Source organism: Micromonospora sp. CNZ309, from assembly GCF_002846525.1.
Genome location: NZ_PJNG01000001.1, coordinates 4158327 through 4178669, shown reverse-complemented (window position 1 = coordinate 4178669; position 20343 = coordinate 4158327). Strand labels below are relative to the sequence as shown.

The window sequence follows — 20343 nt, the reverse complement described above, 5'->3', positions numbered from 1 at the left end:
GCAAAAGTGATCATGCTGGCGGATGGCGCGCGTCACAGCCGTGGGTGTGACGCGGCTTACTTCGGCTGACCGTCGCCAAACGAAAAACCGCCCGGATCGACAGATCCGGGCGGTCATCGTGCGATGCGCAGCGTCAGGACGCGGCTACCTCGCTGTAGTAAGCCTCGACTTGCAGCTGGATGTCCACTCCGCGCTCCTTGAGCCACGGCACCGGGTCGAGCGGCTCGCCCTTGACATGCACCTCGAGGTGCAGGTGGGAGCCGTAGGAGTGGCCGGTGTTGCCGACGAGGCCGAGCTGGTCGCCCGCCTTCACCTGCTGCCCCTCCTTCACGCTCAGCGCGGAGGAGTGGCCGTAGATCGCCTCGCTGCCGTCGGCGTGCTGGACGATCACCGTGTAGCCGTAGCCGCCGAACCAGCCGGCCTTGGTGACGGTGCCGCCGTGGATGGCGACGTAGGGCGTGCCCTCGGCCGCGACCAGGTCGACGCCGGTGTGCAGCTTGCCCCAGCGCATGCCGTAGGGCGAGTTGAACTCGTAGCCCTGGAGGGGGAGTAGCCAGACCTCGGGCTCGGCGGACTCGTCGGCACCGGCCCGGTCGCTGTCGCGGCTGGCACGGTTGGCGGAGTCGGCGCGGGCCGCGGTGTCCTGGTTGACGGTCGAGGCGGCCTTCAACTCGTCGAGGACCGACGGGCTGACGCTCTTGGCGTCCGGCAGGGCGCCCGCGCCGATCGCGACGATGCCGGCGCCGACGAAGGCGGTGGTGACGACGGCCGCGTAGCGGCTACGCGGGGGGGTGGGTACGCGGCGACGACCGCGATATCGATCGGGCTCAGACGACAGGCGCTGGCGCACGCACACCCTCCGTTGTCGGGGATCCGATGCGGCTTCCTCGACGCCCGTGAAACTCGGGTGAACGTCGCCTGGCCGCGTCGTCACCCGTCCGTGGACCTGATGACAACCGTGGACACGTTAGCCAACCACCAGTCCCGTCACAAGCCGAAGCGCCGAATTGCTACCGCGTTCTGTCCCTTTGCGTCCGTGATTGTCATGGCTCGTACCCCTCGAACGGTGCCCCCCTAACTGCCCGTTCGTCGCGCAGGGTGACCGAACGGCGGAGGTGTCCGGCTTGACGCCGGCCGTCGGCGCGGTCCGCCGCGCCCGCTCCACGGGGCTGCGCCCGCGCCCGGTTGCCGTGCGGTTCGCCGCCCGGATTTCCCGGGCGGGGCCGGGCGGGTTACCGTTCGTTCAGTGAAGCCGCGGAGCCGGTGAAAGGGATGCGCTGATGAGCTCTCGTGTTCGGGTCGTCGTCGCCAAGCCGGGCCTGGACGGCCACGACCGTGGTGCAAAGGTCGTCGCGCGTGCCCTGCGGGACGCCGGCATGGAGGTCATCTACACCGGCCTGCACCAGACCCCGGAACAGATCGTGGAGACCGCGATCCAGGAGGACGCCGACGCGGTCGGGCTCTCCGTGCTGTCCGGGGCGCACATGACGCTGTTCCGGCGGGTCGTGGAGCTGCTCGGTGAGCGCGACGCCCGCGACATCGTCGTGTTCGGCGGCGGCATCATCCCCGACGCCGACATCCCGGAGCTCCAGCGGATCGGGGTCGCCAAGATCTTCACGCCGGGCGCGACCACCCAGTCGATCGTCGAGTGGGTCCGGCAGAACGTCGCGCAGCCGGTCGCCTGACGGCAGCCGCGGGTCGCCTGACGACAGTCGCGCAGCACGCCGTCCGACGGCAGTCGCGGGGCCGGCCTGCCGGAGCCGGACAGGGGGAGGGGCCGGACGCACCCCTCACACGTCCGGCCCCTCTATGCACGATGCCCCGCCGCCACCCCTCGACCGACAGGGCATCGGCCGCTCCCGTCGCCGCGCTGTCTCAGCGCTCCGACACCTGACTCAACGACGCCCCCACGGCGGGGTTACGCACCCCCGGCAACATCGCCCGGACGGCTGAGATCGGGCCGAAGTCGCGAAAAGGCCACGTGACGCCGCCGAATGTGCATTACCACACAACGCGCACCCGCTCGGTTGCCGGCGGTGTCCACCTCGCTAGGCTGCGCCCAATGGCCTGTGTCAAGTGATGACAGGCGTCAAACTGTTTTCCATAACGCTGGTGGCGGCGCGACGGCGCGCCGCGGAGACGGGACGGGACGCGCAAACGTGGACCTGTACGAGTACCAGGGGCGGGACCTGTTCGAGCGGCACGGCTTGCCCGTGCTCGCCGGCGGCGTCGCCACGACCCCGGAGGAGGCCCGCGCGATCGCCGAACGCCTCGGCGGTCGGGTGGTCGTCAAGGCGCAGGTGAAGGTCGGTGGCCGAGGCAAGGCCGGCGGCGTGAAGCTGGCCGAGGGCGCCGAGGAGACGGTGGCCCGCGCCACCGACATCCTGGGCATGGACATCAAGGGCCACACCGTCCACAAGGTCATGATCACTGTGACCGCGGACGTGGCCGAGGAGTACTACTTCTCCTACCTGCTCGACCGGGCGAACCGCACCTTCCTCTGCATCGCCAGCGTCGCGGGTGGAATGGACATCGAGCAGGTCGCCGCCGAGACCCCGGAGAAGGTCGTCAAGGCTCCGATCGACGCCAACACCGGCGTCGACGAGGCGAAGGCGCGCGAGATCGTCACCGCCGCCAACTTCCCGGCCGAGGTCGCCGACCAGGTCGTCGAGGTCGCCGTGGGGCTGTGGAAGGCCTTCGTCGCCGAGGACGCCACGCTGGTCGAGGTGAACCCGCTGGCCAAGACCGGCGAGGGCAAGCTGCTGCTGCTCGACGCCAAGGTCACCCTCGACGAGAACGCCGCGTTCCGGCACCCGGACCACGAGGCGCTGGTCGACCAGGCCGCCGTGGACCCGCTGGAGCAGGCCGCCAAGGAGAAGGACCTCAACTACGTCAAGCTCGACGGCGAGGTCGGGATCATCGGCAACGGCGCCGGCCTGGTCATGTCGACCCTCGACGTGGTCGCGTACGCCGGTGAGCGGCACGGCGGCGTCAAGCCGGCCAACTTCCTCGACATCGGCGGCGGCGCGAGCGCCGCCGTGATGGCGAACGGGCTGGAGATCGTCCTGTCCGACCCGTCGGTGAAGAGCGTCTTCGTCAACGTCTTCGGCGGCATCACCGCCTGCGACGAGGTCGCCAACGGCATCGTGCAGGCGCTGGCCCTGCTCGAGCAGCGCGGCGAGCAGGTCACCAAGCCGCTGGTCGTCCGCCTCGACGGCAACAACGCCGAGGCCGGCCGGGCGATCCTCGACGGCGCGAACAACCCGCTGGTCCAGCGGGTCGACACGATGGATGGCGCGGCCGAGCGGGCCGCCGAGCTGGCGGCTGCGGGGGTCTGACAATGGCTATCTGGCTGACCAAGGACTCGAAGGTCATCGTCCAGGGGATGACCGGTTCCGAGGGTTCCAAGCACACCCGGCGGATGCTCGCCGCGGGCACCAACGTCGTCGGCGGCGTCAACCCGCGCAAGGCGGGCCAGACGGTCGACTTCGACGGCACCGAGCTGCCGGTCTTCGCCAGCGTCGCGGACGCGATGGCGCAGACCGGTGCCGACGTGACCGTGATCTTCGTACCGCCGCAGTTCACCAAGGGCGCGGTCGTCGAGGCGATCGACGCCGGGATCGACCTGGCCGTGGTGATCACCGAGGGCGTGCCGGTGCACGACACCGCCGCGTTCTGGGCGTACAACGTCGCCAAGGGGGAGCGGACCCGGATCATCGGCCCGAACTGCCCGGGCATCGCCTCGCCGGGCGCGTCCAACGCCGGCATCATCCCGGCCGACATCACCGGCACCGGCCGCATCGGCCTGGTCAGCAAGAGCGGCACGCTGACCTACCAGATGATGTACGAGCTGCGCGACATCGGCTTCTCGACCTGCGTCGGCATCGGTGGTGACCCGATCATCGGCACCACGCACATCGACGCGCTCGCCGCGTTCGAGGCCGACCCCGACACCGACGCGATCGTCATGATCGGTGAGATCGGTGGCGACGCCGAGGAGCGGGCCGCCGAGTTCATCAAGGCGAACGTGACCAAGCCGGTGGTCGGCTACATCGCCGGCTTCACCGCGCCGCCCGGCAAGACCATGGGCCACGCCGGTGCGATCATCTCCGGCTCGGCGGGCACCGCCGACGCCAAGAAGAACGCGCTGGAGGCCGTCGGCGTCAAGGTCGGCAAGACCCCGACCGAGACCGCCAAGCTCATGCGGGAGATCATGTCCGCGGGCTGAGCCCGACCGACGTACGACCGGAGGGCCGACCGTTCGCGGTCGGCCCTCCGTCGTCGTGGGCCGGTCGGCCTCAGTCGTTGTAGAGCGGGTAGTTGCCGCCGGCCCAGAGGATGCCGCTGCCGACGATGTTCAGTACGCCGAACGCGATCGCCAGGTAGCCGAGCACGGGCGACTGGCCGTAGCGCTTGGCGTCCCGGATCGACAGGTAACCGAAGACGATCCCCAGGATGCCGCAGCACAGCAGGCCGAGGATGATGCCGAGCACGCCCCAGAGCACCGTGCGGTCGCTGCCGGCCGCGGCCGGTGGTGGCGGGGGCGGCGGATACGGAGTGTTCACGACTCTCCTCCGGGCGTCGGTGCCGCGACTCTCGATCGCGTCCCTGCGCCTGACGCTAGACCGGAACGGGGGCCGAAGACGGTGGATCACGGAACTCGTCGCCCCTGCGGGGCGGTATCGGACTGCCACCGCCGGCCCGGCATGCCAGAGTAGACGCGATGTCCCCCGTCACCCCTGATCAGCCCAGCCGTCCCGGCGTCGACGTCGGCCCCGGCGCCCGCCCGGCCGCGCCCGCCGGGCGGGGTCGGCGGGTGCCCGCGCCGCGCGCCGGCGAGTCGCGCCGCAGCCGTGCGCCGCTCGTCGTCGCCGCCGGGGTCGCCGCCGGGTGGGCGGCGCTCACCTCGTGGCTGCCGGTCGCGCTCGTGCTCTGGCTGTTCCAGCTCAGCGAGGGTGCCGCCTCCGTGCCGGGCGCGCTGCGCGCCGGGCTGGCCGGCTGGCTGCTCGGGCACGGCGTCCCGCTGGACACCCCCGCCGGCCCGCTCGGGCTGACCCCGCTGGCGCTGACCGCGCTGGTGCTCTGGCGGCTGACCAGGGCGGGCGTGCACGCCAGTCGGGCCATCGGCGCGCGGGGCGGGCGGTCGCCGCGGCAGGCGCTCCTCGCCGCCGTCGCGGTCGGCGTCGCGTATGCGTTGCTCGGGGTGCTCGGCGCGGTCCTGGCCGGCGCGTCACCGGTGCGCGCCGGGCTGACCCTCGTGGTGCTCGGCACGCTCGGGGCCCTCGTCGGCTCGGCCCGGACGACGCACGTGGCCGGCCTGCTCGCCGTGCGATCCCCGGAGCTGCTGCGCGACGGGATCCGCACCGGGCTGGTGGCCGCGCTGCTGCTCCTCGGCGCGGGGGCCGGTGCGGCGGGGCTCGCCGTGGCCATTGGGGGCGGCGACGCCGCCGACCTGATCGGGGCCTACCGCACCGGGGTCGCCGGCCAGGCCGGGATCACGCTGGTCAGCCTCGCCTACGCGCCCAACGCCGCGATCTGGGCGGTCAGCTACCTGCTCGGTCCGGGGTTCGCCGTCGGCACCGACACGGCGGTACGCACCAGCGAGGTCTCCGTCGGGGCGCTGCCGGCCGTACCACTGCTGGCCGGGCTGCCGCGCGGGCCGGTCGACGGGCTCGGGGCCGGGCTGCTCGCGGTGCCGGTCCTCGCCGGGATGGCCGCGGGCTGGTTGCTCGCCCGCCGGCTGCTCCGCCTCGCCGCCGACGACCGGGCACCGTTGCGCTGGGGGCCGCTGCTCGGGCCGGCGGTGATCGCCGGCCCGGTGGCCGGTCTGCTGCTGGGCGCCGCCGCGGCCGGCTCTGCCGGATCGCTCGGCGGTGGCCGGCTGGCCGAGGTGGGGCCCGTCGCCTGGCAGGTGGCGGCGGTGGCCACTGCGGTCGTCGCCGCCGGGGCGCTCATCGGTGCCGCCGCGACCCGGGTGCTGTCCCGCGCGTCCCGCTGAGGGCCGGCAGACGCCGAAGGGGCGCCCCGGACGAGCCGGGACGCCCCTGTCGCATGCCGGTCAGGGCTGGTCGGGCAGCGTCAGACTGAAGCCCAGGAAGACGATCTGGAGCAGGCCGAGCACGACGCCGATGGCGCCGCAGATCATGCCGGCGAGGGCCTGACCGTTGTTGTCGGCCAGCCCCTGGGCGGCCTTCTGCTTGCCCAGCCACCCGGTCACCAGCGCACCGAGGCCCAGCGGGATGCCGAGGTAGCAGCAGACCAGCGGGATCGAGGCGATGCCGAGGATCATGGACACCAGGCCGAGGGTGTTCTGCTGCTGCCCCGGCCCCTTCGCGGCGAACCCCGCGTTGGGATACATGGGCGGCGGGTACGCCTGCTGGCCGTAGGGGTCCTGGTACGGCTGCTGCCCGTACGGCTGACCGGACGCCGGCTGCCCGTAGGGCTGGCCGGAGATCGGCTGCTGCCCGTAGGGCTGCCCCGACGTGGGCGGCTGCCCGTAGGGGTCCTGCTGGCCGTACGGGTTCTGCTGGCCGTACGGATCCTGCGGCGCGGCGTACGGGTCGTTCGGCTGCCCGGAGGTGGGCTGCTGACCGTACGGCGCCGCCGGCGGCGGGGCGTACGGGTCGTGGTGCGGCGCGGTCGGATCCTGGTGCGGCTGCTGGCCGTACGGATCCTGTCCGGGGTAACCGGGCTGCATGCGACTCCTCGTCCGATCTGTCAGTAGCTGCTGGTGGACGTGTCGCCGCCCATGACGCCGGCGAGCCCACCCAGCAGGCAGCAGATCAGCACGATCACGTACCAGCTGATGCCGACGATGAGGGCCCACTTGGACCACTTCTTCGACTCGGCGGCGGCGGCCTGGGCCCCGGCGTAGTCACCCTGCTGGAGCAGCGGGTTCACCTTGGAGGCGTTGATGATCGCCGGGATGGCCAGCGGCCAGAAGAGGAAGATGGCGACGATCGACATCGTCATGTTGTTGTTGATCTGCGGCTGCTGCGGCTGGTATCCGGGCTGCATCTCGGCGTACTCCTCATTCCACTCGACACCCCCGCGGGCGTCGGATCACTGACGGGTGCGGGCCGGACGCGCGCCGGGCCCGAGCGACCGGCAGCGTACCTGGTCCGGGCCATTCGCGTCGTCGGTGAATGTCGCAATGCCCAGCGGATGGACCCGACGGCAGGCCCGATAGGGTGGCCCGGTGACCGAGCCCGCGTCCGCCGCCCGCATCGTCGTCCTCGTCTCCGGCTCCGGAAGCAACCTCCAGGCACTGCTCGACGCCGGCGCCGATCCGGCGTACGGGGCCCGGGTGGTGGCCGTCGGCGCCGACCGCGACGGCATCGCGGGCCTGGACCGGGCCGCCGCGGCCGGGGTGCCGACCTTCGTCGAGCGGGTCGCCGACCACCCCACCCGCGAGGACTGGGACGCCGCGCTGACCGCCCGCGTCGCCGAGCACCGGCCCGACCTGGTCGTCTCCGCCGGCTTCCTCAAGCTGGTCGGCCCGCACTTCCTGGCCGCCTTCGGCGACCGCTACCTGAACACGCACAACACGCTGCTGCCGGCGTTCCCCGGCATCCACGGCCCGCGCGACGCCCTCGCCTACGGCGTGAAGGTCACCGGGGCCACGCTCTTCTTCGTCGACGCCGGCATGGACACCGGCCCGATCGTCGCGCAGGTCGCCGTGCCGGTGCGCGACGACGACGACGTCGAGACGCTCACCGAGCGCATCAAGGAAGCCGAGCGGCGCCAGCTCGTCGAGCAGGTGGGCCGCCTGGTCCGCGAAGGTTGGACGATCACCGGAAGAAAGGTCACGGTCCCGTGAGTTCCACTCAGGACGAACGCCGCCCGATCAGGCGGGCGCTGGTCAGCGTCTACGACAAGACCGGCCTGGTCGAGCTGGCCCGGGCGCTGCACGCGGCCGGGGTGGAGATCGTCTCGACCGGCAGCACGGCCTCGGCGATCGCGGGCGCGGACGTGCCGGTGACTCCGGTGGAGACGGTGACCGGCTTCCCGGAGATCCTCGACGGGCGGGTCAAGACGCTGCACCCGAAGGTGCACGGCGGGCTCCTCGCCGACCTGCGCAAGGACACCCACGTCGCCCAGCTCGACGAGCACGGCATCGCGGGGATCGACCTGCTGGTGTCCAACCTGTACCCGTTCCAGGCCACGGTCGCCTCCGGCGCGGGCGTCGAGGAGTGCGTCGAGCAGATCGACATCGGTGGGCCGGCGATGGTCCGGGCCGCCGCCAAGAACCACGCCTCGGTCGCCGTGGTCACCGACCCGGCCGCGTACCCGGCGCTGCTCGCCGCGCTCGACGGGGGCGGCTTCACGCTGGCCCAGCGGCGGGTGCTGGCCGCCCGCGCCTTCGCCGTCATCGCCGAGTACGACGTCGCGGTGGCCGAGTGGTGCGCCGCCACGCTGGCGCCCGAGGAGAACGGCTGGCCGGACTTCGCCGGGCTGTCGCTGCGCCGGCAGGCGGTGCTGCGCTACGGCGAGAACCCGCACCAGCGGGCCGCGCTCTACGTCGACCCGGCCAGCCCGGCCGGGCTCGCCCAGGCCGAGCAGCTGCACGGCAAGGAGATGTCCTACAACAACTACGTCGACGCCGACGCGGCGTGGCGGGCGGCCAACGACTTCGCCGACCAGCCGGCCGTGGCGATCATCAAGCACGCCAACCCGTGCGGCATCGCCGTCGGCGCCGACGTGGCCGAGGCGCACCGCAAGGCGCACGCCTGCGACCCGGTGTCCGCGTACGGCGGGGTGATCGCGGTCAACCGGCCGGTCTCGGTCGAGCTGGCCCGGCAGGTCTCGGAGATCTTCACCGAGGTGCTGGTGGCGCCGGGCTTCGACGAGGGCGCGGTGGAGGTCCTCCAGGCGAAGAAGAACATCCGGCTGCTGCGCGCGCCGGCCTTCGACCCGCTGCCGGCGGAGTGGCGGCAGGTCACCGGCGGCGTGCTGGTGCAGGTGGCCGACCGGATCGACGCCGAGGGCGACGACCCGGCCAACTGGCGACTGGCCACGGGTGAGGCGGCCGACGAGGCGACCCTGCGCGACCTGGCCTTCGCCTGGCGGGCCGTGCGCGCGGTGAAGAGCAACGCGATCCTGCTCGCCTCCGACGGCGCGACCGTCGGCGTCGGCATGGGCCAGGTCAACCGGGTCGACTCGGCGCAGCTCGCGGTCAGCCGCGCCGGCGCGGACCGGGCCCGTGGGGCCGTCTGCGCCTCGGACGCGTTCTTCCCGTTCGCCGACGGCCCGAAGATCCTCATCGACGCCGGCGTACGCGCGATCGTGCAGCCGGGCGGCTCGATCCGCGACGAGGAGGTGATCGCCGCCGCCAAGGAGGCCGGCGTCACCATGTACCTCACCTCCACCCGCCACTTCTTCCACTGATCCGATCGCCCTTGTTGTGGATCATGCAGTTGTGGTGCCCCGCGAGAAGGGGTGGAGGCGGCGATCCGCCCACCACGACTGCATGATCCACGGGGACAGGGCAGGGTGGGTCAGGGCGCGGGGCGCAGCTCGGCGAAGTGGCAGGCCGAGGGGTGCGGGTCCGCCGCGCGGGGGACCGCGTGGGGCTCCTGAGTCGCGCAGACCTCCTGGGCCTTCCAGCAGCGGGTGCGGAAGTGGCAGCCGCTGGGCGGGTCCGCCGGGCTCGGCACGTCGCCCGTAAGCCTGATCATGGTGCGCTGGTCGCGGGCCTCCGGGTCGGGCACCGGCACGGCCGAGAGCAGCGCCTGCGTGTACGGGTGGGTGGCCCGCTCGTAGATCTCGTCCTCGGTGCCGATCTCCACGATCTTGCCGAGGTACATGACCGCGACCCGGTCGGAGATGTGCCGGACCACCGACAGGTCGTGCGCGATGAAGATGTACGACAGGCCGAACTCGTCCTGGAGCTTCTCCAGCAGGTTGATCACCTGGGCCTGGATCGACACGTCCAGGGCGCTGACCGGCTCGTCGCAGACGATGATCTCGGGCCGCAGGGCGAGCGCGCGGGCGATGCCGATGCGCTGGCGCTGACCGCCGGAGAACTGGTGCGGGTACCGGTTGATGTGCTCCGGGTTCAGGCCCACCACGTCGAGCAGCTCCCGCACCCGGGTCTGTCGGCTGCCCTTCGGCGCGGCGTCGGGGTGGATCTCGAACGGCTCGCCGATGATGTCGCCGACCGTCATCCGCGGGTTCAGCGAGGTGTACGGGTCCTGCATGACCATCTGCATGTTGCGCCGCAGCCGCCGCAGCTCGGCCCCGGAGGCGGAGAACAGATCCCTGCCCTCCAGGGTGGCCCGGCCCGCGGTCGGCGTCTCCAGCCGCATGAGCAGCCGGGCCAGCGTCGACTTGCCGCAGCCCGACTCGCCGACCACCCCGAGGGTCTCGCCCCGGCGCAGCTCGAAGCTGACGCCGTCGACGGCCTTCACGGCGCCGACCTGCCTCTGGAACAGCACGCCCTGCCGGATGGGGAAGTGCTTGACCAGGTTGTCGACGGCGAGGATCGTCTCGCCGCGTACCTTGGTCGGGCTAGCGGGCGCTGTCATCACGGACCTCCTGGGCGAAGTGGCACGCGCTGGTCCGGCCGTCGCCCAGCACCAGGTCGTGCGGCACCACGTCGACGCAGACCTGCTGGGCGTACGGGCACCGGGGGTGGAACGGGCAGCCGGACGGGATCCGCATGAGGTTCGGCGGCAGCCCCCTGATCGTGGCGAGCTCCTGACCCCGTACGTCGAGGCGCGGGATCGACTCCAGCAACCCCTTGGTGTACGGGTGGGCCGGCGCCCGGTACAGCGAGTGGACGTCGGCGTGCTCGACGATCCGGCCGGCGTACATGACGGCGATCCGGTCCGCGACGCCGGCGACCACGCCGAGGTCGTGCGTGATCAGGATCATCGCCATGTCGAGGTCGCGGCGCAGGTCGGCCAGCAGGTCCATGATCTGGGCCTGCACGGTGACGTCCAGGGCCGTGGTCGGCTCGTCGGCGATCAGCACCTTCGGGTTCATGGCCAGCGCCATCGCGATCATGACGCGCTGCCGCATGCCGCCGGAGAACTGGTGCGGGTAGTCGCCGAGCCGGCTGGCGGCGCCGGGGATCCGTACCAGGTCCATCAGCTCCACGACCCGCGCGCGGGCGGCGGCCTTCGACATCCCCTCGCGCTGGCGCAGCGTCTCGCCGATCTGCCAACCCACGCCGAAGACCGGGTTCAGCGCGGAGAGGGCGTCCTGGAAGATCATGGCGATCTCCTTGCCGCGCACCTGCCGGCGCTGCTCCTCCGGCAGTTTCAGCAGGTCCCGGCCCCGGTAGCGGATCTCGCCGGAGCGGATCACGGCCGGGGGAGTGTCGAGGATGCCCATGATCGCCTGGGCGGTGACCGACTTGCCCGAACCCGACTCGCCGAGCACGGCGAGCGTCTCGCCGGGATCCAGGTGGTACGACACCCCGTTGATCACCTTGGCCACGCCCTCGCCGGTGCGGAACTCGACGTGCAGGTCCCGTACGTCCAGCAGGTGGCCGCCCTCGGGCGTGGGGGAGGCCGGCGTGGGTCGGACGGCGGACTGGCTCACGGTTCACGCCTTCCGCCCGCGGCTGCGGGGCTCGCTGCGCTCACTCCTCGCGCTCGCATGGTCTCTGCCTCTCGATCGTGACGGTGGTGGGCGGGGTCAGCGCAGCTTCGGGTCGAAGGCGTCGCGGATCGCGTCGCCGAGCATGATGAACGCCAGCACGGTCAGCGCCAGGAAGACCGAGGGAACCAGCAGCGGGGTGGCCGACTCGCGCATGTGCACCCGGCCGGCGTCGATGTCGATGCCCCAGGAGATGGTCGGCGCCTTGAGGCCGATGCCCAGGAAGCTGAGCGTGGCCTCGGCGGCGATGAAGGAGCCGAGGGCGATGGTCAGCACCACGATCGCCGGGGCGAGCGCGTTCGGCAGGATGTGCCGCAGCATGATCCGGCCGTCGCCGGCACCGAGCATCCGGGCCGCCGCGACGTAGTCCTGCTCCTTGGCCGTGATCACCGAGGAGCGGACGACGCGGGCGGCCGTGGTCCAGCCGAGGATCGACAGCACGAAGATCACCGCACCGATCCGGACCGCCGAGCTGTCGCTGTCGACCCGCTTGAGCAGCACGATCGCGGCGAGCAGGAGCGGGATGCCGAGGACGATGTCGATCACCCGGGAGAGCACCGCGTCGACCCAGCGGCCGAAGTAGCCGGCCAGCATCCCCACGGCGAGCGCGATCAGGCCGGTGAGCAGCGCGGAGAGCGCGCCGACCAGCAGTGACGCGCGGGCGCCGTAGACCGCCCGGGAGTACGTGTCGCAGCCCTGGAAGTCGTACCCGAAGATCGCCCCGCCGGACGGACCGGCGTGCTGGCGGGCCAGCACGCAGTCGCGCGGGTCGTTCGTCGTGAACAGGCCGGGCACGGCGGCCATGGCGGCGACCAGCACCACCAGGGCGAGGCTGATCCAGAAGATCGGCTTGCGGCGCAGGTCGCGCCAGGCGTCGCCGGCCAGGCTGCGGGGCTTCTGCGGTACGCCCACCTGGTTCGGCGCGCCGGGCTCACCCGACGGTCCCCGCCGCGCGGCCTGGTTCTCGCTCGCGGCGACGGTCTCGAAGTCACTCATGCCCGCACCTCGCTGCGCTCACTCATAGCGGATCCTCGGGTCGAGTACGGCGTACAGGACGTCCACCACCAGGTTGGAGATGAGGTAGACCACGACGAGCACGCTGACGATGCCGACCACCAGCGGGCCGTCCTCGGTGCGGATGCCGCGGAAGAGGTTGAAGCCGACCCCGGGGATGTTGAACACGCCCTCGGTGATGATCGCGCCGCTCATCAGGTTGCCCAGCTCGACGCCGAGGAAGGTGACCACCGGGATGAGCGAGTTGCGCAGCACGTGGACGCTGACGATCCGCCGCTTCACGAGCCCCTTCGACCGGGCGGTGCGGACGTAGTCGGCGCGCAGGTTCTCGGCCACCGACGTCCGGGTGAGCCGCAGCGCGGTGGCCAGCGAGAGCGAGCCGAGCACGATGCCCGGCAGCAGCAGCGCGTACAGGTCCGGGTCGGCGCCGGCGGTGGGCGGGAAGAGCTGCCACTTCACGCCGAGGAGGTACTGCGCCAGCGGGGCGAGCACGATCGTGGGGATGCCGAGCACCAGCAGGGTCAGCAGCAGCGTCGAGTTGTCGAAGATGCTGGCCCGCCGGATGCCGGCGAGGACGCCCGCGGTGACCCCGAAGAGGATGGTGACCGCCATGGCGATCAGCGCCAGCTTGACCGTGACCGGCCAGGCGGCGGCCAGGATGTCGCCGATCGAGCGTCCGGTGAGGGACTGCCCGAGGTCACCCTGGAGCAGGTTCCTGAGGTAGTCGAAGTATCGGTAGAAGAAGCCGCCGACCCCGGTGCGGTCGAGGTGGAACTTCTCCGTCAGGTATGCCCGCTGGGCCGCCGTGACCGGGCGCTCGCCGGCGAGCGCCTGGATGGGATCGCCCTGGCCGGCGAACATCAGCGCGTAGACGATCAGGGTGGTCCCGAAGAACGCGAGGACCATCTGGAGCAGACGCCGCAGGATGAAGCGGAACATACTTGGCAGTCTGGCGGAAAAAGTGCGAAGAGGAAGGCGGGTCGGGCCACCGTACGCCGATGGCCCGACCCGTCCTGCCGTGGTGTTACTTGACGGCCTCGATCTTCAGCAGGTCGATCCGGTCGAAGAGATCCATCTCCACGTTGGTGACCTTGGTCGAGTGGCCGAAGTTGTTCTGGCCGTACCGCAGCGGGATCACCGGCAGGTCCTCCGCCAGCAGGTCCTCCGCCGCCTGGTACTTCTTGATCGCCTCGTCCTCGTTCGCGGCGCTGGCGCCCTCGGCGAGCAGCTTGTCGAACTCCGGGTTGCCGTAGCCGTAGTAGTTCGACGAGCCGTTGCTGCTGTACAGCGGGCCCAGGTAGTTCTCCATGGACGGGTAGTCCATGACCCAGCCCATCCGGAACAGGCCGACCGGCTGCTTGGCCTTGACCTTGGTCAGCAGGTCCGCGAACTTCGGCTCGGCGGTGCCCACGCAGTCCACGCCCAGGTTGGTCTTGAGCTGGTTGCAGGTCGCGTCGATCCAGTCCTTGTGGCCGCCGTCGCCGTTGTAGGACAGCTCGATCCTCGCCGGGCCGCCCGCGGCCTGGTACAGGGCCTTGGCCTTGGCCGCGTCGAACTCGCCGGCCTCGCCGATGGTGTTGTCGCGGTAGCCCGCGACGACCGGCGAGACGAACGAGCGGGCCGGCTGCTGCGAGTCCTTGAAGATCGACTTGGTGATCTCATCCCGGTCGATCGCCATGGAGATCGCCTTGCGCACGTCGGGGTTGCTGAACTCCTCCTGGAACGTCGGGAAGGCCAGCACCTGGAGCGACGACGCGGAGCTCTGCTTGAACCGGTCACCGAGGTCGGTGCCGGCCGTCGAGAGGTTCTCGGTCGGGATGGTCTTGATGACGTCCAGGTTGTCCGAGAGCACGTCCGCGTACGCGGCGGTCGGCTGCTGGTAGATCCGGAACTCGACGCCGGCCACCTTCGGCTTCTCGCCGGGGAAGGCGTCGTACTTCTCGACCTCGACCTTGGCGTCGTGCTGCCAGGTGCCCTTCATCTTGAACGGGCCCTGACCGATCGGCGCCTGCTCGTACGCCTCGGCCAGCACGCCGGGCGCGGAGAACGCGGCCTTCGGCATCGGGTAGAAGGCGGTGTATCCGAGCACGGACTTGAACTCGCTGTACGGCTCCGACAGCGTGACGGTGAAGGTCAGGTCGTCGACCTTCTTCAGCCCGCTGAGCGTCTTGGCCTTCGGGGTCTCGCCCTGCAGGTCCTCGTAGCCGGCGATCTTCTCGAAGAAATAGCTGGAGTTCTGCCCGTTGGGGGCGTACGCGCCGTAGTTCCAGGCGTCGAGGTAGTTGTCGGCGGTGACCTTCTCGCCGTTGTGGAAGGTGTAGCCGTCCTTGAGCTTGACCGTCCAGGTCGTGTTGTCCTCGGACGTCACCGACTCGGCCGCCACCTCGTAGGGCTTGTTGGCCTCGTCGTAGTCGACCAGCGGGCTGAACAGGGCGGCGAGCACCTGCGAGCCGCTCGTCTCGTTGGTGTTGGTCGGCACCAGGTGCTGCGGCTCGGCGATCTCGATCCGCACGGCCGCGTCGGGGTTGCTCTCGCCGGATCCACCGTCGCCGCCCGAGCCGCAGGCCACCAGGCCCAGGGTCACCGCGAGCGGGAGGGCGGTCCAGGCAGCGAGCCTACGAACACGCATACAGCCTCCTCATCTCCTCACGCTGCGCAGTCAGGCCCGGCGCTGGGTTAACGCTGCGCAACGTTGGGCAACGGTAGGTCACCGGTCGGCGATCGACAACGGGCCGGTTGCGAACCGGTAACGGAGTGCCGGCCCGGGCCTTGTCGAGGCGACCCCCATCTGCTACAGCTGTCGGGCCCCGGATGTGGGCTCTCGCTGCGGAGACTCTCGACGCCGCCGAGGCCGCTCGCGGCGGTCGGCCCATCTCGGCCCGCCCGTCCCGAGCCTGCCGTTCCGGTCCCCGCGCTGCCGTTCCGTCCGGATCAGGGAGGCCTCCCGACCGCCCCGATGTGACTCAGAGTGATTAACGGCACCTCACCCTTCGTGATCGCGTGGCGGGCTTGGTGCGGGTCGTCGGATCACCGGCCGTGGACCGTGAGACGATCTGGGCGTGACGGCGACGCTTCTGGACGGCAAGGCGACCGCGGCCGAGATCAAGGACGAGCTGCGGACACGGGTCAAGGCACTGGCGGAACGCGGTATCACCCCCGGGCTCGGTACGGTCCTGGTCGGTGCGGACCCCGGCTCCCAGGCGTACGTCAACGGCAAGCACCGCGACTGCGCCGAGGTGGGGATCGCCTCGATCCGCAGGGAGCTGCCGGCCGACGCGACCCAGGCGCAGGTCGACGCCGTGCTCGACGAGCTGAACGCCGACCCGGCGTGCCACGGCTACATCGTCCAGCTCCCGCTGCCGGGCCACCTCGACACCCAGCGGGTGCTGGAGCTGATCGACCCCGACAAGGACGCCGACGGCCTGCACCCGGTCAACCTCGGCCGGCTCGTGCTCGGCTACGACGGCCCGCTGCCCTGCACCCCGCGCGGCATCGTCGAGCTGCTCCGCCGGCACGACGTGGCGCTGCGCGGCGCCAAGGTCGCCGTGGTCGGTCGCGGCAACACCGTCGGCCGTCCGCTCGGTCTGCTGCTCACCCGGCGCAGCGAGAACGCCACGGTGACCCTCTGCCACACCGGCACCCTCGACCTGGCCTCGCACACCCGGGCCGCCGACATCGTCATCGTGGCCGCCGGCGTGCCCGGCCTGCTCACCGCCGACATGATCACGCCGGGCGCGGTGGTCGTCGACGTCGGCATCACCCGGGTGATCGGCCCCGACGGCAAGGGCCGCTACACCGGCGACGTCGCCGCCGAGGCGGCGGAGGCCGCCGGCAAGCTGGTGCCCATGCCGGGCGGCGTCGGCCCGATGACCCGCGCCATGCTGCTGACCAACGTCGTGGAGCGGGCCGAACGCGACTGAGCCGCCCGCCCGGCTCCCGTCCGGTGAGTCGCCCGCCGGCGCTCGCCCGACTCCACCCCGGTGAGTCGCCCGCCGGCCCGCCCGGAGCCGGACGGCGGTGACGTTCGCCCCATCCCGGCGATGGCCGCCGCCCCTGGCCTGTTCGGTGCCAGGATGACTGATACGGTCCGGAAAACCGACTGGTAGCAGGGAGTGGGACGACCATGGGTAAGAAGGTCACTGTCGTCGGGGCCGGCTTCTACGGCTCCACCACCGCACAGCGCCTGGCCGAGTACGACGTCTTCGACACCGTCGTGATCACCGACATCGTGGAGGGCAAGCCCGCGGGTCTCGCCCTGGACCTCAACCAGTCGCGCGCCATCGAGGGCTTCGAGACCAAGGTGGTCGGCGCGACCACCGGCCCGAACGGCGAGGGCTACGAGGCCATCGAGGGCTCGGACGTCGTGGTGATCACCGCCGGCCTGCCGCGCAAGCCGGGCATGAGCCGGATGGACCTGCTGGAGACGAACGCCAAGATCGTCCGCCAGGTCTCCGAGAACGTCGCCAAGTACGCCCCGAACGCCGTCGTCATCGTGGTGTCCAACCCGCTGGACGAGATGACCGCGCTGGCCCAGCTCGCCACCCAGTTCCCGAAGAACCGGGTGCTCGGCCAGGCCGGCATGCTGGACACCGCCCGGTTCACCAACTTCGTGGCCGAGGCGCTGGGCGTACCGGTGAAGTCGGTCAAGACGCTGACCCTCGGCTCGCACGGCGACACGATGGTGCCGGTGCCGTCGCAGAGCACGGTCGACGGCAAGCCGCTGCGTGAGGCCATGCCGGCCGAGCAGATCGAGGAGCTGGTCGTCAAGACCCGCAACGGCGGCGCCGAGGTGGTCGCGCTGCTCAAGACCGGCTCGGCCTACTACGCGCCGTCGGCCGCCGCCGCGCGGATGGCCAAGGCCGTCGCGGAGGACTCCGGCGAGGTCATGCCGGTCTGCGCCTGGGTCGACGGCGAGTACGGCATCTCCGGCGTCTACCTGGGTGTCGAGGCCGCGATCGGCGCCGAGGGCGTCAAGCGGGTCGTCGAGACCGACCTGGACGCCGACGAGCTGGCCAGCCTGAAGGAGGCCGCCGAGGCCGTCCGCGCCAAGCAGGGCGACGTCGCCAGCATGTGATCCACCCGTCGAGGGGGCACGCCGGTCGCCGGCGGGCCCCCTCGCGTCGTATCCGGTTACAGCGTGACGAACGCCTCGCCCAGGTGCGGGGTCGCGAGCACCGTGGGGCCGCGCGCGGCCAGGTCGCGCAGCAGCCCCACCCGCGAGGCACGCGCCGCCGCCGGGTCCTCCTCGTGGGCGTACGCCAGCTCGGGGTGGACCAGTTGCACGGCGTGCACCAGCAGGTCGCCGGTGAGCAGTAGCCGCTCGTCGCCGACCTCCAGCAGCACCGACTGGTGCCCGGGCGTGTGCCCCGGCGTCGGCAGCAGCCGTACGCCCGGATCGAGCCTCTCCCCGCCGTCGACCACCCGGAGCTGGCCGGCGGTGCGCAAGGGCGCGACCAGGCCGGCCGACAGCCCCGGGTCGAGCTGCCCCACGGCGGCCAGCTCGGCCCGCTGGAGCAGGTAGTCGGCGTTGGGGAAGTACGGCGTGCCCGGCGAGCCGGTGACCGCCCAGCCGACGTGGTCGCTGTGCAGGTGGGTGAGCACCACCGCGCGGACGTCGGCCGGGTCGATGCCGGCGGCGGCGAGTTCGGCCGGCAGCCGACCGGGCACCGGCGCCCAGCTCGCGGCGGGGGAGCCCGCCGGGCCGATCCCCGCGTCGACCAGGGTCACCGGGCCGTCGCCAACGCGGATCGCGAAGGCGCGGAACGGCAACCACCAGCGGCCGTCGGCGGTCACCGTGCCCGGGTCCCGCCGGTCGGCGGCGCGCCACTGCTCCGCCGTGGCGTCCGGGAACGCCTCGGCGCGAGGCTGGAAGAAGGGCCCCTCGCCGTCGGTGAGCGCGGTGACCGTGATAGACCCGAGGATGCGGCTCAGCGGCATCGGGCGATCATGCCAACGGTCCCTGCGCCGTGCACTCCGTTTCTTCCGGCCCGACCGAGGCCGGCTGGGGACTGCCGACCAGTTTCCAGTACGCTCGTACTGCTTGAGCACGTGTCCCCCGAGAGGAGCGCCGGCCGATGGCGAAGATCAAGGTAAACAACCCGGTCGTTGAGCTCGACGGCGACGAGATGACCCGGATCATCTGGAAGCAGATCCGGGAGCAGCTGATCCTGCCCTACCTCGACGTCGACCTGCACTACTACGACCTGTCGATCCAGCACCGCGACGAGACCGACGACCAGGTCACCGTCGATGCCGCCAACGCCATCAAGGAGCACGGCGTCGGCGTCAAGTGCGCGACCATCACCCCGGACGAGGCCCGGGTCGAGGAGTTCGGCCTGAAGAAGATGTGGCGGTCGCCGAACGGCACGATCCGCAACATCCTCGGCGGCGTCGTCTTCCGTGAGCCGATCATCATGTCCAACGTGCCGCGGCTGGTCCCCGGTTGGACCAAGCCGATCATCATCGGCCGGCACGCCCACGGTGACCAGTACAAGGCCACCGACTTCGTCGTGCCGGGCCCGGGCAAGGTGACCGTCACCTACACCCCGGCGGACGGCGGCGCCCCGATGGAGATGGAGGTCGCCAACTTCCCCGGCGGCGGCATCGCCATGGGCATGTACAACTACGACGAGTCGATCCGGGACTTCGCCCGCGCCTCGTTCCGGTACGGCCTGGACCGCAACTACCCGGTCTACCTGTCCACCAAGAACACCATCCTCAAGGCGTACGACGGCCGGTTCAAGGACATCTTCGCCGAGGTGTTCGAGAACGAGTTCAAGGCCGAGTTCGACGCCGCCGGCATCACCTACGAGCACCGGCTGATCGACGACATGGTCGCCGCCGCGCTCAAGTGGGAGGGCGGCTACGTCTGGGCCTGCAAGAACTACGACGGTGACGTGCAGTCCGACACCGTCGCGCAGGGCTTCGGCTCGCTGGGCCTGATGACCTCGGTGCTGCTCTCCCCGGACGGCCGTACGGTCGAGGCCGAGGCCGCGCACGGCACGGTCACCCGGCACTACCGGCAGTGGCAGAAGGGCGAGAAGACCTCGACCAACCCGATCGCGTCGATCTACGCCTGGACCCGGGGCCTGGCCCACCGGGGCAAGCTGGACGGCACCCCGGCGGTCACCGAGTTCGCCAACACCCTGGAGCAGGTCATCGTCGACACCGTCGAGGGCGGCCAGATGACCAAGGACCTCTCGCTGCTCATCTCGCGGGACGCCCCGTGGCTGACCACCGACGAGTTCATGAACGCGCTCGACGAGAACCTGGCGCGCAAGCTCTCCGCCTGATTCTCGTCCACGCGGGGCGGCACGCAGCGCCGCCGCGTCGCACAGGAGCCCGCCGGCACCCGCCGGCGGGCTCCCGCCGTTCCACCCGCTCGTGCCGTCCTGCCGTCCCGTCGGGTGGCGGGAGCGTGCGGTCGCTCGCCGAGCGCCTGAGATGTTGGTGAGAAGCGCCCTTCCGGGGCCCATTCCTACCAAGATCTATCTGCTCGGCCTTTCGGCGCACGTGCTTGGCGGCGTGTCGGGGGGTGACACGCCGTCGGCGTCACCTGCTTCGGCGCGCCTCGTTGACCTGGGTGGACGAGATGCCAGTCGCGTCCAGGAAGGTTGACCGCGGTCGCCTCGCGGCAAGCGCGCCGATCAGCCAGCCTTCCCGGCTGTCGCGCTGTCGCGCACAGCCAGCCGTCCCTTCCCTGCGGGGGGCCCTGTCCCGGGCCCC

Annotated in this window: 19 protein-coding genes; 9 read left to right on the top strand and 10 right to left on the bottom strand. The window is 71.4% G+C overall.

Translation table 11 applies throughout. The features are described 5' to 3' along the window. Nucleotides 1-133: 133 nt before the first annotated feature. A complete protein-coding gene (locus CLT72_RS17295) occupies nucleotides 134-850 on the bottom strand; it encodes a M23 family metallopeptidase (protein ID WP_101412722.1) in 717 nt (238 codons plus the stop codon). Nucleotides 851-1280: 430 nt separating this feature from the next. Between CLT72_RS17295 and icmB the strand changes: the two genes are divergently transcribed. The 3 genes from icmB (at nucleotide 1281) to sucD (ending at nucleotide 4228) form a co-directional block, all read left to right on the top strand. Beyond that, nucleotides 1281-1685 (top strand): coenzyme B12-dependent isobutyryl CoA mutase small subunit, encoded by a 405-nt coding sequence (icmB, locus tag CLT72_RS17290; protein ID WP_101412721.1) that lies wholly within the window; start codon nucleotides 1281-1283, stop codon nucleotides 1683-1685. 474 nt (nucleotides 1686-2159) lie between these two features. Beyond that, nucleotides 2160-3338: an ADP-forming succinate--CoA ligase subunit beta gene (gene sucC, locus CLT72_RS17285; RefSeq protein WP_101412720.1), complete on the top strand. Its 1179-nt coding sequence runs from the start codon at nucleotides 2160-2162 to the stop codon at nucleotides 3336-3338. Between the two features lie 2 nt (nucleotides 3339-3340). Beyond that, complete coding sequence (gene sucD / locus CLT72_RS17280) at nucleotides 3341-4228, top strand: succinate--CoA ligase subunit alpha (protein WP_101412719.1); 888 nt, start codon at nucleotides 3341-3343, stop codon at nucleotides 4226-4228. A gap of 70 nt (nucleotides 4229-4298) precedes the next feature. Here the strand turns inward: sucD and CLT72_RS17275 are convergent, their stop codons facing one another. Then, a complete protein-coding gene (locus CLT72_RS17275) occupies nucleotides 4299-4565 on the bottom strand; it encodes a hypothetical protein (protein WP_088998459.1) in 267 nt (88 codons plus the stop codon). A gap of 158 nt (nucleotides 4566-4723) precedes the next feature. Here CLT72_RS17275 and CLT72_RS17270 point away from each other — a divergent pair, with 158 nt between their 5' ends. Next, nucleotides 4724-5998 carry a cell division protein PerM gene (locus CLT72_RS17270; RefSeq protein ID WP_101412718.1) on the top strand — a complete coding sequence of 425 codons (1275 nt, stop codon included), beginning with the start codon at nucleotides 4724-4726 and terminating at the stop codon, nucleotides 5996-5998. A gap of 60 nt (nucleotides 5999-6058) precedes the next feature. On the opposite strand, the gene CLT72_RS17265 is transcribed toward CLT72_RS17270, so the two are convergent. Further along, the gene (locus CLT72_RS17265; protein WP_101412717.1) at nucleotides 6059-6697 is read right to left on the bottom strand and encodes a hypothetical protein; all 639 of its coding nucleotides are present in this window, start codon (nucleotides 6695-6697) and stop codon (nucleotides 6059-6061) included. 20 nt (nucleotides 6698-6717) lie between these two features. Continuing rightward, the gene (locus tag CLT72_RS17260; protein WP_088998462.1) at nucleotides 6718-7017 is read right to left on the bottom strand and encodes a CD225/dispanin family protein; all 300 of its coding nucleotides are present in this window, start codon (nucleotides 7015-7017) and stop codon (nucleotides 6718-6720) included. A gap of 181 nt (nucleotides 7018-7198) precedes the next feature. Here CLT72_RS17260 and purN point away from each other — a divergent pair, with 181 nt between their 5' ends. After that, a complete protein-coding gene (gene purN / locus CLT72_RS17255; protein ID WP_101412716.1) occupies nucleotides 7199-7819 on the top strand; it encodes a phosphoribosylglycinamide formyltransferase in 621 nt (206 codons plus the stop codon). After that, nucleotides 7816-9387 carry a bifunctional phosphoribosylaminoimidazolecarboxamide formyltransferase/IMP cyclohydrolase gene (purH, locus tag CLT72_RS17250; protein ID WP_101412715.1) on the top strand — a complete coding sequence of 524 codons (1572 nt, stop codon included), beginning with the start codon at nucleotides 7816-7818 and terminating at the stop codon, nucleotides 9385-9387. The genes purN and purH overlap by 4 nt, the downstream gene beginning before the upstream one ends. A 110-nt stretch (nucleotides 9388-9497) precedes the next feature. Here the strand turns inward: purH and CLT72_RS17245 are convergent, their stop codons facing one another. The 5 genes from CLT72_RS17245 to CLT72_RS17225 form a co-directional block, all read right to left on the bottom strand. After that, nucleotides 9498-10526, bottom strand: coding sequence for an ABC transporter ATP-binding protein (locus tag CLT72_RS17245; RefSeq protein WP_101412714.1), 1029 nt, complete (start codon nucleotides 10524-10526; stop codon nucleotides 9498-9500). After that, nucleotides 10510-11547 carry an ABC transporter ATP-binding protein gene (locus CLT72_RS17240; RefSeq protein WP_101412713.1) on the bottom strand — a complete coding sequence of 346 codons (1038 nt, stop codon included), beginning with the start codon at nucleotides 11545-11547 and terminating at the stop codon, nucleotides 10510-10512. Before CLT72_RS17240 ends, CLT72_RS17245 begins: the two co-directional genes overlap by 17 nt. Before the next feature lie 96 nt (nucleotides 11548-11643). Further along, on the bottom strand, nucleotides 11644-12600 hold the full coding sequence (locus CLT72_RS17235; protein WP_101412712.1) for an ABC transporter permease: 957 nt from the start codon (nucleotides 12598-12600) through the stop codon (nucleotides 11644-11646). An 18-nt stretch (nucleotides 12601-12618) separates the two neighbouring features. Then, nucleotides 12619-13557, bottom strand: coding sequence for an ABC transporter permease (locus CLT72_RS17230; RefSeq protein ID WP_101412711.1), 939 nt, complete (start codon nucleotides 13555-13557; stop codon nucleotides 12619-12621). Between the two features lie 85 nt (nucleotides 13558-13642). After that, nucleotides 13643-15247 (bottom strand): peptide ABC transporter substrate-binding protein, encoded by a 1605-nt coding sequence (locus CLT72_RS17225; RefSeq protein WP_101412710.1) that lies wholly within the window; start codon nucleotides 15245-15247, stop codon nucleotides 13643-13645. 430 nt (nucleotides 15248-15677) lie between these two features. On the opposite strand from CLT72_RS17225, the gene CLT72_RS17220 reads away from it, so the two are divergent. Together CLT72_RS17220 and mdh are read left to right on the top strand one after the other, a co-directional pair. Further along, the gene (locus CLT72_RS17220; protein ID WP_088998470.1) at nucleotides 15678-16538 is read left to right on the top strand and encodes a bifunctional methylenetetrahydrofolate dehydrogenase/methenyltetrahydrofolate cyclohydrolase; all 861 of its coding nucleotides are present in this window, start codon (nucleotides 15678-15680) and stop codon (nucleotides 16536-16538) included. A 203-nt stretch (nucleotides 16539-16741) separates the two neighbouring features. Next, a complete protein-coding gene (gene mdh / locus CLT72_RS17215) occupies nucleotides 16742-17692 on the top strand; it encodes a malate dehydrogenase (protein WP_088998471.1) in 951 nt (316 codons plus the stop codon). Nucleotides 17693-17748: 56 nt separating this feature from the next. Here the strand turns inward: mdh and CLT72_RS17210 are convergent, their stop codons facing one another. Continuing rightward, the gene (locus CLT72_RS17210; RefSeq protein ID WP_101412709.1) at nucleotides 17749-18555 is read right to left on the bottom strand and encodes an MBL fold metallo-hydrolase; all 807 of its coding nucleotides are present in this window, start codon (nucleotides 18553-18555) and stop codon (nucleotides 17749-17751) included. Between the two features lie 137 nt (nucleotides 18556-18692). Between CLT72_RS17210 and CLT72_RS17205 the strand changes: the two genes are divergently transcribed. Continuing rightward, nucleotides 18693-19910 carry an NADP-dependent isocitrate dehydrogenase gene (locus tag CLT72_RS17205; RefSeq protein ID WP_101412708.1) on the top strand — a complete coding sequence of 406 codons (1218 nt, stop codon included), beginning with the start codon at nucleotides 18693-18695 and terminating at the stop codon, nucleotides 19908-19910. The last annotated feature ends 433 nt before the right edge of the window (nucleotides 19911-20343 follow it).

What these genes read in the sequence shown, in the direction of transcription:
- icmB (WP_101412721.1), top strand. Translation starts at nt 1,281, where the DNA reads ATGAGCTCTCGTGTTCGGGTCGTCGTCGCCAAGCCGGGCCTGGACGGC.
- sucD (WP_101412719.1), top strand. Translation starts at nt 3,341, where the DNA reads ATGGCTATCTGGCTGACCAAGGACTCGAAGGTCATCGTCCAGGGGATG.
- CLT72_RS17270 (WP_101412718.1), top strand. Translation starts at nt 4,724, where the DNA reads ATGTCCCCCGTCACCCCTGATCAGCCCAGCCGTCCCGGCGTCGACGTC.
- CLT72_RS17265 (WP_101412717.1), bottom strand. Translation starts at nt 6,697, where the DNA reads ATGCAGCCCGGTTACCCCGGACAGGATCCGTACGGCCAGCAGCCGCAC.
- CLT72_RS17260 (WP_088998462.1), bottom strand. Translation starts at nt 7,017, where the DNA reads ATGCAGCCCGGATACCAGCCGCAGCAGCCGCAGATCAACAACAACATG.
- CLT72_RS17245 (WP_101412714.1), bottom strand. Translation starts at nt 10,526, where the DNA reads ATGACAGCGCCCGCTAGCCCGACCAAGGTACGCGGCGAGACGATCCTC.
- CLT72_RS17235 (WP_101412712.1), bottom strand. Translation starts at nt 12,600, where the DNA reads ATGAGTGACTTCGAGACCGTCGCCGCGAGCGAGAACCAGGCCGCGCGG.
- CLT72_RS17230 (WP_101412711.1), bottom strand. Translation starts at nt 13,557, where the DNA reads ATGTTCCGCTTCATCCTGCGGCGTCTGCTCCAGATGGTCCTCGCGTTC.
- CLT72_RS17225 (WP_101412710.1), bottom strand. Translation starts at nt 15,247, where the DNA reads ATGCGTGTTCGTAGGCTCGCTGCCTGGACCGCCCTCCCGCTCGCGGTG.
- mdh (WP_088998471.1), top strand. Translation starts at nt 16,742, where the DNA reads ATGGGTAAGAAGGTCACTGTCGTCGGGGCCGGCTTCTACGGCTCCACC.
- CLT72_RS17210 (WP_101412709.1), bottom strand. Translation starts at nt 18,555, where the DNA reads ATGCCGCTGAGCCGCATCCTCGGGTCTATCACGGTCACCGCGCTCACC.
- CLT72_RS17205 (WP_101412708.1), top strand. Translation starts at nt 18,693, where the DNA reads ATGGCGAAGATCAAGGTAAACAACCCGGTCGTTGAGCTCGACGGCGAC.